The following is a 16,439-nucleotide window of genomic DNA, read 5'->3' as shown; positions in this document are numbered from 1 at the left end:
TAAAAACAGCAACCGAAGTTGCTGTTTTTAATTGAGTACCTAGTCTTGCAGTTTTATCAGTGTTGTATTTCTGATGCAGCTTACAATCGAATGAGTGTTTGTTGCTTAGCGCTTTCTTCTGCAGCCAACAACACTTCCACACCTAACAAGGATTGCTGCGGCAAAAATGCCAAGGGCGCGGTTCCGCTAATTGCATCCACAATATTGTGATAATAGTGTTCGTAATAGCCGCGCTGACCGGGAATTATTGTGCGCTGCGCTTCGCCGTTATTGTGGACATGCAGGATGCCGTAATTATCATCGCCCGGTTGCGCCCAGCCTTCCATGCCGGGAATGATGCCGCGCATCATTTGGCTTTCTTGTACATCTTGCCCGAATTTCAGGTAGGAGCCTTTATCGCCGTGGATAGAAACCGTTGCACTTTTTTCACTAACGTAGGTGCTTGAACGTAAAATAACACGCAGGTCATCGTAGTAAAAAATTGTGTTGAAATAATCCGTCGAGCCTTCTGCACGGCGAAGACTTCGCATATCGGCATAAACAGCATTGGGTTTACCGAACAAGCACAGCATGGAATCTACCATGTGGATCCCCAAATCAAACCAGGTACCAGAGCCAGGTAAATTATCTTCCTTCCATTTTTTATGGGTGATGTTGGTGCGGTAGCGATCGTAATGCCACTCCACTTCCACGATACGCCCCAAGCTACCTGACTCGATAATAGTTTTTGCATCCAGATGGTCGCTTTCCAAACGTTTGTTTTGGAACACCGACAGAATACGATGTTGTTGTTGAGCCAATGCAATTAGCTCATTACCTTCCGCCAAACTCAGTGTGAAGGGTTTTTCTACTACGACATGTTTGCCCGCAAGCAATGCCGCTTTTGTCATTGGGTAGTGATGCTCGTTAGGCGTGTTGACCACCACCAAATGGATATCGGGATCAGCAATTAATTCATCAAAGGATTTAACGATCTTTGCATTTGGGTAATCGGCCAGCGCAGTGGGCTCATTGCGTTGCAGAATTGTGTGCAGTTTTAAACGAGGTTCGGCGGTAATCAGCGGAGCGTGAAAAACCTTGCCAGACATACCATAAGAACAGAGTGCAACATTTAACATGATAATAGTTCTTCTCTCACTAATTGCTATTGATGTCGTTCAGATCCGGCTCTGCTTGATCCAGATCATCTTTATTGCGTGCACGCGGTTTTAATTTGATATAGACACGGCGTTTCACCCGCGCAACGATATTATTGTGATCATCTTTTATTTCCACGACAAACTCCGGCACGTATTTTTCACCGTTGGCTGTTTTTGTTCGTATGTCATTAAGGATTTCATCGGTCAATAAAAAATGCGCATGGACATTGGTCTTTCCGGGTGAGAGATAATCTATTTCTGCGTGTTTATCCCATACAAAATAATCGCGCCCGAGGCTGTGCATAATCATCAGCATGTACCAAGGATCAGTCATGGACATCAAACTGCCACCGTACTGCACCCCAACATAATTGCGGTTATACCAGCGCAACTTTAAGGTCACTCTCGCCTCTTTGTAATCAGCCGCAAGATACGTTGCTTTAATACCCGCAAATAATAATGGCGGCCACATGTTGGCCAGAAATTTAAATACACCGGCTTTCATATTCTTTACACCACTCTGCTTCGTGGAATGATGACGACACCATCATCGCGGCAATCGACATACACACTGATGCCATAGACTTGCTGTAAATTTTCATTTGTCAGCACTTGTATCGGCTGACCATCGGCAATAATTTTTCCATGATGGATTAACACCAGGCGCGAACAAAACCGTGCAGCCAAACTTAAATCGTGCAGCGCCGCCAACACCGATCCGCCTTGCTGCGCGTGCTCTGCCAACAACTCCATCATATGCAACTGATGGTAAGGATCGAGCGCGGCAATAGGTTCATCGGCCAAAATCATTTCCGGTTCACCGGCAAATACACGCGCAAGTAATGCACGCTGTAATTCACCACCAGAGAGTGTAGTCACAATGCGGTGGCGCAGCGGGGTTAAGTCGGTGATTTGCAAAGCGCGCTCAATTGCCTGTGCATCGCGCGGCGATTTTCCACTCATGGGTTTATGCCATGGCGCACGCCCGAGTCCGACAAGATGCTCCACTTGAAGTGGCCATGCAGGCGTTTCCTGTTGCGGCAAATACGCAAGTAGTTGCGCGCGCACGCGGTTGGGTAATTGTTGTATGGCGACATCCGTGTATGTGTTGTTGCTCATACTGATACGTCCGGCATCAGCATCGCCTAATCCCGCCAGCACACGTAACAACGAACTTTTACCGGCACCGTTAGGACCAATCAGCCCGACAAATTCGCCGGGCGATAATTGCATGTTTACCTGATCGATAATGGCTGTGTTATCGCGGATAACCGATACACCTTGGGCATTGAGTGTTGTGGTCATTATCAGGCCCACCGCGAACGGGTTTTTAAAATCAATAATAAAAAGAACGGCGCACCCACCAGTGATGTCACAACGCCAAGTTTTAATTCGCGCGCACTGTCAAACTGGCGCACCAGAATATCCGCGAGCACTAATAACAACGCACCGCCAAGTGCGCTGGCAAACATCAAACGCCCGGGGCGATAACCCACAAATGGGCGCAACAAATGCGGAATCACCAGACCGATAAATCCAATCGCGCCACTCACCGCAACACAAGCACCCACGCCAATGGAAATACCGACTAATAAAATCCAGCGCTCGCGTTGATTGTTAAAGCCTAATGAGCGTGCACTGTCTTCACCCAAACTCAATGCATCCAGAAAGCGGCTGCGGCTGAGCATCATTAGCCAACTAATAACAGCAAGTGGCAGCGCAATACTGACGTGATCAAAATGGCGGTTGGCGAGTGAGCCTAACATCCAAAATACAATTTCCTGCATCGCATACAAACTCGGAGCAAAATTTAATGCAACGGCAATTAATGAAACCATAATGGCACTCATGGCAGTGCCAGCCAAAATCAAAGCCAACATACTGCTGTGCAAACCGGCGAGCACGTACACCATAAACAAGGTGAACAACGCACCCAGAATGGCGGCACTGGGCAACCAGTACCAGGCCGATGCAGCGATACCAAAATACAAAGTGCAAATTGCCCCAAAAGCTGCGCCGCTACTTACACCCAATACGCCCGGGTCAGCCAACGGATTGCGCAACAAACCTTGCATAGCAGCACCACTCATACCGAGTGTTGCACCAATAACAAGGGCAAGAATCAAACGCGGCAAACGTATTTGCCCTACCACGTTGGCAGCAAGGCTTTGCTCGCCGTTAAAAAAATCCTGCAAGCCATTCATGACCTCAATATCGGCAAGCCCCGTATTAAGTGCAACGGTTGATGCAACCGCAATGGCAAGCACTAGCAAGCCAATTAAGGCGGCAAAAGAGATTCGGATTTGCAAAGGTATTTACCTTTTTATTGATTGAGTTTGTTTGTTAAGAAAATAATGTAACGATGATGCTTTTAGTAATATCTATGCATTTTTTCGTCAATGCATTATTCGGTTAATCCATTATTTGGCTAATGAATCCTTCAATCGCATCGCAACATCGCTGATCACGGTTGCCGCACACCCGGATAAACCCGCAGGTAAGACAATCACTTTAAAATCGGCGTGCTGCAATGCCGGGTGCGATAGATATTCACGCGCAAGTGAAAATGCATCATCACTGCCCTGCTCCACAATTAATAGTTGCGGTTTGGCACTGAGCAATAATTCCAAATCCAATTGATTAAAACTAAACATGCCGCGCTCGGCAGCCAGGTTGCGCAACCCGGCCAATTGCATAAATTCATGCTCCAGAGTGCCATCGCCAATGACAACACCATTGGCGGAATACCAAAAAGCAGTAAGCGGTTTTTTGTGTTGATTGGCTGCTTGTAGCGCTGCAATTCGGGTGTTGATGTTATTCACCATCCGCTCCGCTTTTTCGCGCTCGCCTATCATGTTGGCTAATTGCAAAATCTGCGTATTGATATCGCCAAGCGTGCGCGGCAAAGACAATCGCTCCACTCGCAAATTCAATTTCTGTAATAGTTCAATCGCAGTGGGCGCATCAAACTCACCGGCAAAAATAACATCGGGTTTGAGCGGCACAATTTCTTCCGCCAAGCCATGATTGAGCGTGACACCTTTTACCTGCGCCGCAATAGGCGACCACATGGGATTGGCGGTGAGGTAACTGATCGATACCAAACGTTGACGATCAACCAGCTCCCACAACAACTGGTCGATGCAAATATTCAATGAAGCAATGCGCTGGGGCACGGGTTCGGCCTGCACGCGGAGTGCACCCAATAAAAACAAAGAAGATGCGCCCCATAAAAATAAAAAAGCCAACGCCTTTGCGATGGCTTTTTTATTCCACGATTGGCAAAACAGATTACACAAGTGGATTCAACCAGGCGGCACCGCGTACACCGCTAGAGTCGCCGTGAACCGCTTGCACAATCGGCGTATCGCATTCCCGGCCAAAGACATAGTGCGGTAGCAACTTGGGCACTTCGATGTACAGCGCTTGAATGTTCGATGCACCGCCACCCAACACAATCACATCCGGATCAATTGCGTTGATGATCGCCGCAAGGCCGCGTGCGACCTGATCGTAATAATTGGTCAGCACTTCCCGGGCGACGACATCGCCCTGCTCTGCGCGCTCTACGATCTCGTGACCCTTGAGTTTTTCATCGGTTGCCAATTGATACGAAAGGCACAAACCAGTGCCGGATAAAAACGTCTCCTGACACCCGGCCTTACCGCAATAACAGGGGCGCGCATTGAGTTCAGCTTCGGATGTCCAGGGCAATGGGTTATGCCCCCACTCGCCTGCAACACCGTTTGGGCCAATTACCGGCTTGCCTTGATAGGCAATTCCTGCACCACAACCGGTGCCGAGGATGCCGGCAAACACCAGATCGTATCCGCGCCCTGCGCCGTCGGTCGCTTCTGATACCGCAAGGCAATTCGCATCGTTGGTGACTTTGACATCGCGCATTAAAAATGCCGAAAGGTCTTTCTGGAAAGGCTTACCGTTGAGCCAAGTGGAATTGGCATTTTTCACCCAGCCAGTTTTGCGTGAGATCGTACCTGGAATACCAATCCCGACCGGCAACATAGTCTCGCCTGCGGCGGCCTCAGCCTGGGCGACCAAATGGGCGATATCGCGCAGGGTTGCATCATAGTCATCGCGCACCGTGGGAATGCGCGTACGGAACAGCTCCTGACTGGAGCCATTAAGTAGTATCACCTCGGTTTTAGTCCCGCCCAAATCAATACCAATACGAAAATCTGCCATAAGAATCAGCCTGTTATCACGTTGGATGGGATTATAGGTGGCGCCTGTCGGGCGAGGCAAATAGCGACAGAGGCTTTATCCGATAATGGCGAAATGGCTGTCAGCGGCTACACTCTCTGCATACCAGATTACGATTACTGCTTCAGAGACAACACAAAGAACACATTATGAGCGAGACCGAAAAAAGAACCGTCAACGAACGCCGCAAATTTAGCCGCATCCTGTTTGATGCCCATGTTGAACTGGCACAAGGTGAATTTCATTGGCGGGCGACACTGCTGGATATTTCCCTGAAGGGTTTGCTGATACAACAAACGCTACCTGGCGCTGTGATCAAGGCCGATCCGATTCTGGTAAAAATCCTGTTATCGGATAACACCTCTATTGCCATGTCTGTGGTAGTTGCTCACCAGCATCACAACCAGACCGGACTTATGTGTACCTCAATTGATATCGACAGCGTAAGCCATTTACGCCGTTTGATTGAATTAAATTTGGGAGATGCAACGGAAGCAGAAAGGGAGCTGTCTGAACTGATTATTGCCTATTGATCAGTGGCCAAAAAAACCATCGCAGACAAAACCTAGATCCCATTGCAGAGCCAATAAAAACAATGAATGACCTTGATTCTGACCAGACCAATAACGGATACAACGAAGAAGATAAACGCAGGCATCCGCGCTTTCCTTTGCGGGCTTATGCCGATTTACACTACTCCACCAAAAAATGGGAAGCGCATGTGCTCGATCTTTCTGAATCGGGCGCACGCTTGGCTATTTTAGGTGAACATTTGCTGCAAAAAGGGGATCCGCTGCGAGTACACATACAACTTGATGAGCTGAATTTAGTCACTTCCCCTAAAAAATTACTCAACCTGCATGGCCGTTTGATTCATGTGCGCGAACATTTGTTAGGTTTTGAGTTCCAACCAGATACTCCCATCGATAAAACACTGCTTTATGAATTGTTAAGCCTGATCGAAAATGGCCACTAGCCAATAGCAGTTGGCCATTCATTTATGTCTGACATGTGTTTTATATTGAGCCAATAACGTGAATGTAACCTGACGATTTGGATATGGCCTGAAGTCATGCGCTACGCAGCACTCTGTTTTTTTCTTTATTTCACGAGTATCTCTGTTTGCTCGTGGGCGGAGAATCTGCATCTCGTTTTACCCCAAAAAAACTCGTTTGAACCTGAAGTCACCGGACGTTTTTATGTGCAAGCCCTGCAACTGGCCCTGCATAAAACGGCTCTTGCGGATGAGCATATCCAGATAACACATCACGAAAAAAGCGTCGCGCGCGAACGCGCACGGCTGCTCGTCCAAAACGGTACATTGGATGTTGTCTGGAGCAGCAGCTCACCGGAGCGTGAAGCAGAATTTGCTACCGTTCAATTTAATTTGCTACGCGGCATCAACGAATATCGCCTGCTAGTGATCCGGGCTGACGAACAGGCCCGCTTTGATAACATCAAAACGCTATCCGATTTGCAGCAACTTAAAATCGGCACGGGCACCCATTGGAGCGATACAGAGATTTATCGTTTTAACGGTTTGCCACTTGTAAAATCCTACTCCTATGAACCCATGTTCCGCATGTTAAAACTCAAACGGTTTGATTACATGGCGCGCAGCCTTCAGGAAGTGCAGGATGACATGGAGCGATACGAAAAATTGGGGTTGGCGATAGAAAAAAATTTGGCGATTCATTATCCGCAGCCGATTTATTTCTTTCTTAACAAGAATAATGCTGAACTTGCCGAGCGGATCAAACAAGGATTGGAAATAGCGCAACAGGATGGCAGCCTTGATGCGCTCTTTTTTGATATTCCCAACTTCAGCCAAGCATGGGAAATGATGCAGGCACTCGACCGCAATGTGATTGAGTTGCAAATACCAAATAATTAAAACCGCAATCCACTATTTGCTATTAAAAGTGCCTCATATGATTAGAGCGCATTTAACGCCTCTTGCAGATTTTTAACCGCAACAACATCAATACCCACATTTTTATCCCGCGGGGCATTGGCAAAAGGCACAATCGCGCGCTTGAAACCATGCTTGGCCGCCTCACGTAAACGCTCATGCCCACTGGGTACCGGACGTATTTCGCCCGACAAGCCCACTTCGCCAAATACAATTAAATCCTGCGGTAACACACGGTCGCGGAAGCTGGATACGATTGCCAGTAATACCGCCAAATCCGCGCTGGTTTCCATCACCTTTACACCACCGACGACATTCACAAATACATCCTGATCGCCCACCATAATGCCGCCATGACGATGCAATACTGCAAGCAGCATTGCCAAACGGTTTTGATCCATTCCCACCGCAACACGGCGTGGATTACCAAGATGACTGTCATCAACCAATGCCTGGATTTCTATCAGTAGCGGGCGAGTTCCCTCCCACATCACCATCACAACCGATCCGGACGATGCATCCTCTGCGCGCTGCAAAAAAATGGCAGACGGGTTGCTGACTTCGCGCATACCCTGCTCGGTCATGGCAAACACGCCCAATTCATTCACTGCACCAAAACGGTTTTTGTGGCCACGTAGAGTGCGGTAGCGTGAATCGTTATCGCCTTCCAGCAAAATCGAACAATCGATCATGTGCTCCAACACTTTGGGGCCGGCAAGCGAACCATCTTTGGTGACATGACCAACCAGAATCAAAACGGTGCCGGTTTGTTTGGCAAAACGGGTGAGATACGCAGCGCTTTCGCGCACTTGCGAAACAGAACCGGGCGCAGAGGTAATGTCTTCCATGTGCATCACTTGAATGGAATCAATCACCATGACTTTGGGGACAACCTGCTGCGCTGTTGCGCAAATCGCTTCAACACTGGTTTCACTCAGCATTTGCAGTTGGTCTGTGGGCAACCCCAGACGCTGTGCACGCATCGCCACTTGCTGCAGCGATTCTTCACCGGTGATATAAAGCGCGCGCATGGTGCGCGCCAGATTACACAGGGTTTGCAGTAACAAGGTGGATTTACCCGCGCCCGGATTACCGCCAATCAACACTACCGAGCCGGGAACAAATCCACCGCCGAGCACACGATCAAACTCACCCGTTCCACTGCTAAAACGCGGAACATCATTCAATGAAATTTCGGCGAGCGTCTGGATTTTATTGCCGCTTGCACCACCAGCATAACCTTCAAATTTGGCTGCGCGGTTAGACGGCGTTGGGCCTAAACGCACTTCGCTCAAACTGTTCCATGCACCACACTCGGTGCACTGGCCCTGCCATTTTTTAAAATCAGCACCACATTCGTTGCAAACAAACGCACTTTTATTTTTTGTGCTCATTAACGTTTTTCACTCGTCAATTTCAAATAAGCGCCCAGACCAATCAGAAGTGCAACCGCGGCGAACAACATAAACACTGCTGAGTTCAAATGGGTTGCATCGCCCAATAAAGATTTAAACATCAATAATAGCGACTCAATGGATACTGCAATCACAATCGCCGACATAAACCGTGCAATAGTGCGGCGTGTTGAACCTGTGTGATGAATATCTTTGTGGAGCAGCACTTCTTCTTCCAGAATCGTTTTGCCCAGATCAAAAATCGCCAAGCCCAAAGTCACCAAAATGACCGACTGGAATGCTTGTGTTGCGGTATTGGTATGTTCGTGGATCATTTCATACAACGACTGGCCTGCTGAAAATAACAACAGCATGGATACCGCCACCAACATAATGCCAATCAAACCATAAACAACCTGGAACAACGGATGCACAACCCTGCGCAAACTATCGCCGTTCAAAAAGGTGATCAGTTTTTCCAAATTAAAATTGATCACCAGATAACGCGTGGCGTTATTGGGATCAATAAACCGCTGCACTGCAGATATCGCTAACTGATGCGTAGCACTGGAAAGATAAGGTTGGGTAACCGTCGCAGCAGCCACATTGTCACGCGCGCGTGAATAATAAATGCGGTTGCTGCGGTCAGAACCAAAACCAGGTTCACGCCGCTTGGGGTCTGGCACTGTGGGCGATGCAGCCGACTCAGTCGTTTGTATTCCATTTTCATCAAGGCAATACAACAGTTCCACAAACGGATACGACTTGTGCAAACGTTTCACAACTTCATTCAATTGGTCGTGGCCTGTTTCCAATTTATTGGGCGATAACGAGGTCACAATGGATTCCAACAAACGCTCGATTTGCGCTTGGTATTCATCGTATTTTTTGAGTAGATATAAATAATTGCGTGGGGTCATATTACAAACTCATCAACGCAGCAAAGCTGCAAAACGGGCGGCAGTTTACCTTAATTTATTAGCAGTTATTGCGCCATTAAAATGCAAATCGGGCAGTATAAAAAAATAAACCCCGGCCAGCCGGGGTTTATTTTTGCCAGAAAATTATCAGTTAGCTGGCAATTCAATATTGCCCGGTGCACCACCACCAACGGATACATTGCCATTGTTAAGAACAAAGGTCACAACCTGTGTCTGCAATTCTGCCGTCACTTGAGGTGCTCCACCTTCAGGGCGTAACAATGATACATGCCCACCTGCAGTATGTTTGACATATCCACGACCTAGTTGCGTTGTGCCCAACCCAAGCTGGGTAGCGCCCAATAGCGATGCCATTGCCGATGTGCCCGTCAAGGGTGCCACCGCGGCACCGTTAGGGATCACCGCATCATTATTGATTTGCTGCACCAAGGCAGGAACACCCAGCGCTGCCAGCGTTTGCATGTAGTTCACAGGATCACCCGCATCCATCGCACTTTGGGCTGCATAAAGGAAGCGCTCATAGTTGCTAGTGCCCACATTAACGCCACTGGCCCCCAAACCACCATTGATAACCGGCGCAAAGGTTGCTGAGTTCACTAAAATTTGCGCAACCTGGGTACCCGCTGCACTGGTCACAATACCGCGCACAGGATTAAGGTTGGATGGCAGGCCGACTTTTGCATCGTTAGCAATCGCCATCTGATTAACCGTGGTGAACACACTACCCAAAATACCGCCCAGAGATACACCCACCACATACACACGGTTCACATCCAACCCTGTGCTCACCGATTTGCGGATTTCGGTATTGATGCCACCAAGGCTGGCATTCAGGTTCAACAAATCCATCACCGCCTGACGGTTGTTATCGCGCGTATTGGTCAGATAGCCAAGATTAATGAATTGCGCACCTGAACCATCGGTAGCACCCGGTGTTTCAAAGTTCATCGGCGCAGGAGCTCCACCAGAACCCGCCACATTGAAGTGACGCTCATGGGGAGCATTAGCACCATAGAGCGCAGCAAAAGGAATGGATTTACTCTTCTCCACGTTTAATACATTCACAAGGGCGCTGTTAGCTGGAATGCCGTGAACGGGCAAATCAATCGCCACAGTTGCAATACAGCGGCTGGCCAAGGTGTGCCCTAGCGCCAAAACCGATGCACGATCACTGGTGATGCCATGTACATAAATGACCGTTGGATACCCCGTCACCGCATAAATCTGGCCGCAATTGGCAGCCCCGGCATAACCCGGTACCCAATTATCCTGCGGCAGGGTGATTTGCAGGGGCACAGACTCATCACCCGTTTTGGCCGCAAATGGATAGCGATAGGTTACGTTGTAGCTGCCATCTACATCCCTTGGAACCGTTACGCCTAAAGCGCCTGCCAAGGTAAGGTCAGGTTTCCAACTGCGCTTGAGATACTCGCCAAACCCCAAACCTGTTGCCGCTGTCTGGTAATAAGGCAATTTGATGTAGCCGGTGTAGAGTTTCCCCACATTCGCAGCAAGTGCGCTGCTGAAATTATTGAAATCAATTCCCGTCAGGCCAGAAATACCCAAATCACGCGCCTTGGGTGTCGGCAGCAGGTTGAGCGAATCCAACTGCATGGCGTTAGCAACGGCTGTACTGGGCGCAGCACCAGCAGCAATTTGCATACCTGCAATCACTGCACGCGGTGAAGCCATCGCCACCAAGCCGGTCGTCGGATCGGTTGTTGTAAAGGTGTAGGTCAGTACCAATTTTTCTTTGGCCGCTGATGCGGACAATTGGCCGCCGCTAACAGCCGAAAGAAAACCACTCGCCAGGGTCTCCCAGCCGATAATCGCATTGCGCACGGGAACCAAGGCACTCAGGGTGTCGTAACTTGGATCGCGCAAGGCGTTATAAGTCCAGGAGCGGGTTAACGCAGCGCCGCCGGAATCTTTAAGATCATTGGTGAGAATCACCAGATATTTGGTTTTGGGCTTGAGCGGTTTGGTCGGGCGAATACGGATAACGTTATTCGTGCCGCCATCCTGTGATGCAACCACGGCATCAAAACTCGCCAAACCAGTAATACCTGCAATATTGGCTGGGTTCAGCGCATCTTTACCGTCAGTGTTCAATTCCACCAGAAAAACAGTTTTGGATGCCATCACCGAATCAGGATTGACGCTTGCACTTAGCAAAATGTCAAAAAATGCCGATGTAGAAAATCCATCTAGCTGATTCATGGTGGCGCGCACAGGGTCGCTTGGAGCCCCCAGATCTGCTGTACCGTCCGAATCAGCGGCTTTGGCAAAAATCAGGTCTGTATTGAATGGAATATCTGAGGTTACAGGGTCAAATCGCGGATGAGTCCCGGGCTTAAAGACACTGGCCGCCTGCGGCTCGGGTGCCTTTTCCGTCCCGCTACCACCGCCACAACCATGCAGTGTTAGCAGAGAACCCATAAAAGCAGATAACAGAAGCTTATTCATCTTGTTTTTCATGGCGACTTCCTGAGCAGATGTTATGGAATTATGAAGAAAGTGTAGCCAAGTTTTGCCAAGGAGCGAATTTGTTAACAAGGATCGGTAACAGATCACAGTCGCATTAAAAGAATACGCCCACCAATAACGAAAAAGGCAAACCTCAGTGGGTTTGCCTTTTAGGAGGGTGTAACTGAAATACGAACCGTCAAAAAATCAGGCAATAATTTCCGCCAGATTGCCTTTTTCTTCCAGCCAGTTTTTGCGGTCACTGGCACGCTTTTTAGCCAGCATCATATCCATCACCTGCATAGTGCCATCTTCTTCGTCCATGGTGAGCTGCACCAAGCGGCGAGTATCACGCGCCATTGTTGTCTCGCGCAATTGCAGAGGATTCATTTCCCCCAACCCTTTGAAGCGCTGAACATTGGGTTTGCCTTTTTTGTTTTCCGCGGCAATGCGATTCAGCACACCGTTTTTCTCACCCTCATCCAGTGCGTAATAGACCTCTTTGCCGATATCGATACGATACAACGGCGGCATAGCAACATACACAAAGCCATGACGTACCAATACCGGGAAATGTTTTACAAAAAGCGCACAGAGCAAGGTGGCAATATGCAATCCATCCGAATCCGCATCGGCGAGGATACAAATTTTGTGATAGCGCAATTCACTCAGATCTTCACTGCCCGGGTCCATACCAATCGCTACAGAAATATCGTGCACTTCCTGGCTTGCCAGAATTTCTTCTGACACCACTTCCCAGGTATTCAGGATTTTTCCACGCAGCGGCATAATTGCCTGGAATTCACGGTCACGCGCTTGCTTGGCCGAACCACCCGCTGAATCCCCTTCCACTAAAAATAATTCGCTGCGCGCAGGATCAGCACTGGAACAGTCAGCTAATTTCCCCGGCAACGCAGGACCTTGCGTCACACGTTTACGCTCAATTTTTTTACTGGCGCGCACACGTTTTTGCGCGTTGCTAATACAAAATTCAGCCAGCTTGTCGCCATCTTCTGTGTGCTGATTTAACCAGAGTGCAAATGCATCTTTGGTAATCCCCGAGACAAACGCGGCCGCTTCGCGTGATGTCAAACGCTCTTTTGTCTGCCCCGAGAATTGTGGGTCGGCATGTTTATAAGACAGGACGAAACAGCAAGCATTCCACAAATCTTCCGGCGCGAGTTTTATTCCGCGCGGCAACAAATTGCGGAACTCACAATAATCGCGCAGTGCATCCAGCAAGCCTGTGCGCAAACCATTGACATGGGTTCCGCCCTGCGCGGTGGGGATCAGGTTCACGTAGCTTTCCTGAATTAACTCACCCCCTTCCGGCAACCATTGCACTGCCCAGTTCACCGCTTCTGTTTGGCCACTGAAATCGCCAACGAAAGGTTGCTCGGGCAAGGTGAGCCATTCTTTGGTTGCACCGGCAAGATAATCTTTTAAACCGTCTTCGTAATACCAAACATCTTTTTCACCCGTTTGTTCATCAACAAACGTAACCGTGAGACCGGGGCATAACACTGCTTTTGCACGCAGTACATGACGTAAACGGCTAACTGAAAATTTGTTGGAATCGAAATAAGTGGGATTCGGTAAAAAGTGAACGCTGGTTCCCGTTTGGCGTTTTGGACAGGTATCAATAATTTCCAAATCAGTTGCTTTATCTCCGTTGGAAAAACCCATGCGATACACGTTGCCATCACGCTTTACAGTCACAATTAATTTTTCTGACAGTGCGTTAACAACAGAAACGCCCACACCGTGCAAACCACCAGAAAATTGGTAGTTTTTATTAGAAAATTTTCCACCCGCATGGAGTGTACATAAGATCACTTCTACGCCCGGTTTTCCTTGCTCAGGGTGAATATCCACAGGCATACCGCGACCATCATCGATCACGGTAACAGATTGGTCTTTGTGCAGAATGACCTCAATGGATTTCGCATGGCCTGCAAGGGCTTCATCTACTGAGTTGTCGATAATTTCCTGTGCAAGGTGATTGGGGCGTGTAGTTTCGGTATACATGCCCGGACGTTTTTTTACGGGGTCTAATCCCGTGAGTACTTCAATATCTTCTGCGGAATAATTAGCCATTTTTTAATTGATGTCTGTGAATGGATGTCTGTAAATAATAAGAACTGTGAATTCAAAAGCGGTGAATTAAAAATCTGTTTTCTGAAAAAAGACAATGCAATCGTCAAGATAGCGTTCAAACCCCTGGAACGCATGATCACCACCCTCTTCTATTGTTTGCTTGCAGCCGGCATATTTTTGCACTGCCTGACGATAATCCAGAGTTTCATCGCCGGTCTGCAATAACAACCAATAATTGGCTGGGCGCGTTACGGGTATATCGGCTGCAATAATTTCAGTGATATGCCCAGCATGTAAACGGTAGCTATCATCCGTGTGATAACTTTTCAGGTCAACCTCTAAATAGGCGGGCATAAAATCCTGCGGCCGCACGGCTGGGTTAATCAGCACGGCTTTCAAGTTATATTTTTCTGCTAACCAGGTTGCCCAAAATCCCCCCAATGAGCTGCCCATTACATAAACAGGTTGCGGCAAAAGGCTTTCCACCAGTTGCTCTAGTTGATATTGGGTTTGTGCCGGATAAGGGGGTAATTGGGGGCAATAAAACGCAATGTCAGGATGAACGGATGACAGCCAACGCGCTGTTTGCTGTGCTTTAAAAGAAAGAGGAGAGCTAAGAAACCCGTGGATATACAGCAGTGCAGCCATGAGCGATCAATAGCCTGCAGATTTATAATCAATAACGTATTGTTTATCGGTAACGCGCACTACACCTGTCGCATAAGTGCCGTCATCGTTTAACTCAAACCAACGATAACCCGGCATTTGGGTATCCACAGTGAAATCATCACATAAAGGTTTGAATTGAACACAGGTGGATGGAGTTGCATAAAGTGCAAGATGGTTGCGTCGCGCACTGAATTCCTGATGGACGTGTCCCCAAATCACCATTTTGACTTGCGGGCAAGTTTCAACCAAATTGAATAATGCATCGGCATTGCGAACAACGTATTGGTCAATCCAGACACTACCGACCGGTACTGGTTGGTGATGCAACGCAACAATAACGTGTTTGTCCGCTTGGTTTTGCAGGACATGTTCCAAAAAATCCAATTCGCTTGCGCCAAGCTGGCCATAAACTTGTCCCGGTACACTCGAATCCAGCAACACTAACAACCAATGCCCCAAATCGACCAAGCGCCCCTGAATTCCCAATGTATCCTGATTGGAAGACATGATATCTGCTGAATCGTGATTGCCTGCAAGCCAGCTTAGCGGCTGAGGAAAAAAGCGGCGGATAGTTTGGGCGAAACGGCGATAGCAATCGACGTGGCCTTCGCTGGCCACATCACCGGTGCATACTAAATGATCAAAGCCAGACTCTACCTTTTGGATAAGCTGAAGCACATCCTCTAGGCTCTGGTCGGTATTTAACCCCAGAAGGGTTTCGCTATGTTGCGAACCCAAATGGCAATCGGTTATCTGAATCAGACGCACTGTCGGCTCTCGTCCCTCGATAGTCGGGTTCTGTGGTTGATTTGTAGAGTGACTTCACTCTTACGGCGTTGACTTGGATGTCAAAATGGATAAGTTTCAATCGCAACGATATACGCTAATGATGCTTTATGCCACCCTGTGACTGTGGAAAAATGCGCAATAGTTGCAAATTTTGTGAAGAAATCGGGAATTAACCCGGAAGGGTTTTATTCAAAACAAATGTGGGAATCCATACTGTGCCCATGTTCAAGGCACACTTTTAACCACTCACCAAGGAAACGGTTAAGTTGATATTTTTCATCGCTGTGATACATCGCTTGATTGGGGTATTCATAGCGCGGACGCAAACGCTTGTGTCCCTCCCACGCCAACACCTCAGCAAGTTTTGCATCATGGTACATCCGCAAGGTCAAGCGCGGCATTGCCAACCAATCTGAGCTGAACCCTACCGCTTCACGACTAAGTTCCAAAGTAGTTGTGTAAGGCGAACGTTCGATAATACGCAACACATGCAGCCAATGTTGTTCACCACGCGCCACCATGAAGCGGAATTCATGCAGCGACGGATTATGCAATTCAGCAGAATGATTCAATGCCAATAATTTGGTCAAGCGCAAATAGTTGGCCTCACATTCGGCCATCTGCAACGGCAAATCCACCTTATAACGCTCTTTGTAGGTAACGTATTCGGGTTGAGCTTTGGCGGTACGCAATGTGAACATAAAAGCCTTGGGTTTTCCCAAAAAGGATTATAAAAATTCCCTAAAAAACCGTGCCATAACGGATAAATAGAGAAAAGAAACACAAGCCTGCGCGTTAATGTAAAACCATA

The 16,439-nt window shown here is 48.2% G+C and carries 16 protein-coding genes; 3 read left to right on the top strand and 13 right to left on the bottom strand.

The features are described 5' to 3' along the window. Positions 1 to 80: 80 nt before the first annotated feature. From B2739_RS13885 to B2739_RS13860, 6 genes are all read right to left on the bottom strand, one after another. A complete protein-coding gene (locus tag B2739_RS13885) occupies positions 81 to 1,118 on the bottom strand; it encodes a Gfo/Idh/MocA family oxidoreductase (RefSeq protein WP_331346448.1) in 1,038 nt (345 codons plus the stop codon). Positions 1,119 to 1,137: 19 nt separating this feature from the next. Then, positions 1,138 to 1,644, bottom strand: a complete 507-nt coding sequence (locus tag B2739_RS13880) for a DUF4442 domain-containing protein (RefSeq protein WP_331346447.1) — start codon at positions 1,642 to 1,644, stop codon at positions 1,138 to 1,140. A 5-nt stretch (positions 1,645 to 1,649) separates the two neighbouring features. Next, positions 1,650 to 2,444: an ABC transporter ATP-binding protein gene (locus B2739_RS13875; RefSeq protein ID WP_331346446.1), complete on the bottom strand. Its 795-nt coding sequence runs from the start codon at positions 2,442 to 2,444 to the stop codon at positions 1,650 to 1,652. 2 nt (positions 2,445 to 2,446) lie between these two features. Further along, complete coding sequence (locus B2739_RS13870; RefSeq protein ID WP_331346445.1) at positions 2,447 to 3,448, bottom strand: iron ABC transporter permease; 1,002 nt, start codon at positions 3,446 to 3,448, stop codon at positions 2,447 to 2,449. A gap of 111 nt (positions 3,449 to 3,559) precedes the next feature. Then, positions 3,560 to 4,330, bottom strand: a complete 771-nt coding sequence (locus tag B2739_RS13865; protein ID WP_331346444.1) for an ABC transporter substrate-binding protein — start codon at positions 4,328 to 4,330, stop codon at positions 3,560 to 3,562. A 100-nt stretch (positions 4,331 to 4,430) separates the two neighbouring features. After that, a complete protein-coding gene (locus tag B2739_RS13860; protein WP_331346443.1) occupies positions 4,431 to 5,342 on the bottom strand; it encodes an ROK family protein in 912 nt (303 codons plus the stop codon). A 167-nt stretch (positions 5,343 to 5,509) separates the two neighbouring features. Between B2739_RS13860 and B2739_RS13855 the strand changes: the two genes are divergently transcribed. From B2739_RS13855 to B2739_RS13845, 3 genes are all read left to right on the top strand, one after another. Then, positions 5,510 to 5,893: a PilZ domain-containing protein gene (locus B2739_RS13855; protein WP_331346442.1), complete on the top strand. Its 384-nt coding sequence runs from the start codon at positions 5,510 to 5,512 to the stop codon at positions 5,891 to 5,893. A gap of 62 nt (positions 5,894 to 5,955) precedes the next feature. After that, positions 5,956 to 6,336: a PilZ domain-containing protein gene (locus B2739_RS13850; protein ID WP_331346441.1), complete on the top strand. Its 381-nt coding sequence runs from the start codon at positions 5,956 to 5,958 to the stop codon at positions 6,334 to 6,336. 225 nt (positions 6,337 to 6,561) lie between these two features. Beyond that, positions 6,562 to 7,254: a transporter substrate-binding domain-containing protein gene (locus tag B2739_RS13845; protein WP_331346440.1), complete on the top strand. Its 693-nt coding sequence runs from the start codon at positions 6,562 to 6,564 to the stop codon at positions 7,252 to 7,254. Between the two features lie 41 nt (positions 7,255 to 7,295). Here B2739_RS13845 and radA read toward each other — a convergent pair whose 3' ends face one another. The 7 genes from radA to B2739_RS13810 all read right to left on the bottom strand — a co-directional run bounded on the left by radA (position 7,296) and on the right by B2739_RS13810 (position 16,329). After that, complete coding sequence (gene radA / locus B2739_RS13840) at positions 7,296 to 8,666, bottom strand: DNA repair protein RadA (RefSeq protein WP_331346439.1); 1,371 nt, start codon at positions 8,664 to 8,666, stop codon at positions 7,296 to 7,298. After that, entirely contained in the window at positions 8,666 to 9,586 is a 921-nt protein-coding gene (locus B2739_RS13835; RefSeq protein ID WP_331346438.1) for a hypothetical protein, read from the bottom strand. Before B2739_RS13835 ends, radA begins: the two co-directional genes overlap by 1 nt. Before the next feature lie 147 nt (positions 9,587 to 9,733). After that, complete coding sequence (locus B2739_RS13830; RefSeq protein ID WP_331346437.1) at positions 9,734 to 12,085, bottom strand: hypothetical protein; 2,352 nt, start codon at positions 12,083 to 12,085, stop codon at positions 9,734 to 9,736. Positions 12,086 to 12,280: 195 nt separating this feature from the next. Continuing rightward, positions 12,281 to 14,170 (bottom strand): DNA topoisomerase IV subunit B, encoded by a 1,890-nt coding sequence (gene parE / locus B2739_RS13825; protein ID WP_331346436.1) that lies wholly within the window; start codon positions 14,168 to 14,170, stop codon positions 12,281 to 12,283. Between the two features lie 66 nt (positions 14,171 to 14,236). Further along, positions 14,237 to 14,818 carry a YqiA/YcfP family alpha/beta fold hydrolase gene (locus tag B2739_RS13820; protein WP_331346435.1) on the bottom strand — a complete coding sequence of 194 codons (582 nt, stop codon included), beginning with the start codon at positions 14,816 to 14,818 and terminating at the stop codon, positions 14,237 to 14,239. Between the two features lie 6 nt (positions 14,819 to 14,824). Next, entirely contained in the window at positions 14,825 to 15,607 is a 783-nt protein-coding gene (gene cpdA, locus B2739_RS13815) for a 3',5'-cyclic-AMP phosphodiesterase (RefSeq protein ID WP_331346434.1), read from the bottom strand. 206 nt (positions 15,608 to 15,813) lie between these two features. Further along, positions 15,814 to 16,329, bottom strand: a complete 516-nt coding sequence (locus B2739_RS13810) for a DUF1249 domain-containing protein (protein ID WP_331346433.1) — start codon at positions 16,327 to 16,329, stop codon at positions 15,814 to 15,816. Positions 16,330 to 16,439 lie beyond the last annotated feature (110 nt).

It is taken from the genome of Cellvibrio sp. UBA7661 (genome assembly GCA_002483365.1).
Taxonomy (GTDB): Bacteria; Pseudomonadota; Gammaproteobacteria; order Pseudomonadales; family Cellvibrionaceae; genus Cellvibrio.
Note: the sequence above shows the minus strand (reverse complement) of the source record. Positions and strands in the feature narration are given on the sequence as shown.

Bases quoted from the DNA above. Each gene is read 5' to 3' on its own strand.
- B2739_RS13885 (WP_331346448.1), bottom strand. From the start codon at position 1,118: ATGTTAAATGTTGCACTCTGTTCTTATGGTATGTCTGGCAAGGTTTTT.
- B2739_RS13880 (WP_331346447.1), bottom strand. From the start codon at position 1,644: ATGAAAGCCGGTGTATTTAAATTTCTGGCCAACATGTGGCCGCCATTA.
- B2739_RS13875 (WP_331346446.1), bottom strand. From the start codon at position 2,444: ATGACCACAACACTCAATGCCCAAGGTGTATCGGTTATCCGCGATAAC.
- B2739_RS13860 (WP_331346443.1), bottom strand. From the start codon at position 5,342: ATGGCAGATTTTCGTATTGGTATTGATTTGGGCGGGACTAAAACCGAG.
- B2739_RS13855 (WP_331346442.1), top strand. From the start codon at position 5,510: ATGAGCGAGACCGAAAAAAGAACCGTCAACGAACGCCGCAAATTTAGC.
- B2739_RS13850 (WP_331346441.1), top strand. From the start codon at position 5,956: ATGAATGACCTTGATTCTGACCAGACCAATAACGGATACAACGAAGAA.
- radA (WP_331346439.1), bottom strand. From the start codon at position 8,666: ATGAGCACAAAAAATAAAAGTGCGTTTGTTTGCAACGAATGTGGTGCT.
- B2739_RS13835 (WP_331346438.1), bottom strand. From the start codon at position 9,586: ATGACCCCACGCAATTATTTATATCTACTCAAAAAATACGATGAATAC.
- B2739_RS13830 (WP_331346437.1), bottom strand. From the start codon at position 12,085: ATGAAAAACAAGATGAATAAGCTTCTGTTATCTGCTTTTATGGGTTCT.
- parE (WP_331346436.1), bottom strand. From the start codon at position 14,170: ATGGCTAATTATTCCGCAGAAGATATTGAAGTACTCACGGGATTAGAC.
- B2739_RS13820 (WP_331346435.1), bottom strand. From the start codon at position 14,818: ATGGCTGCACTGCTGTATATCCACGGGTTTCTTAGCTCTCCTCTTTCT.
- B2739_RS13810 (WP_331346433.1), bottom strand. From the start codon at position 16,329: ATGTTCACATTGCGTACCGCCAAAGCTCAACCCGAATACGTTACCTAC.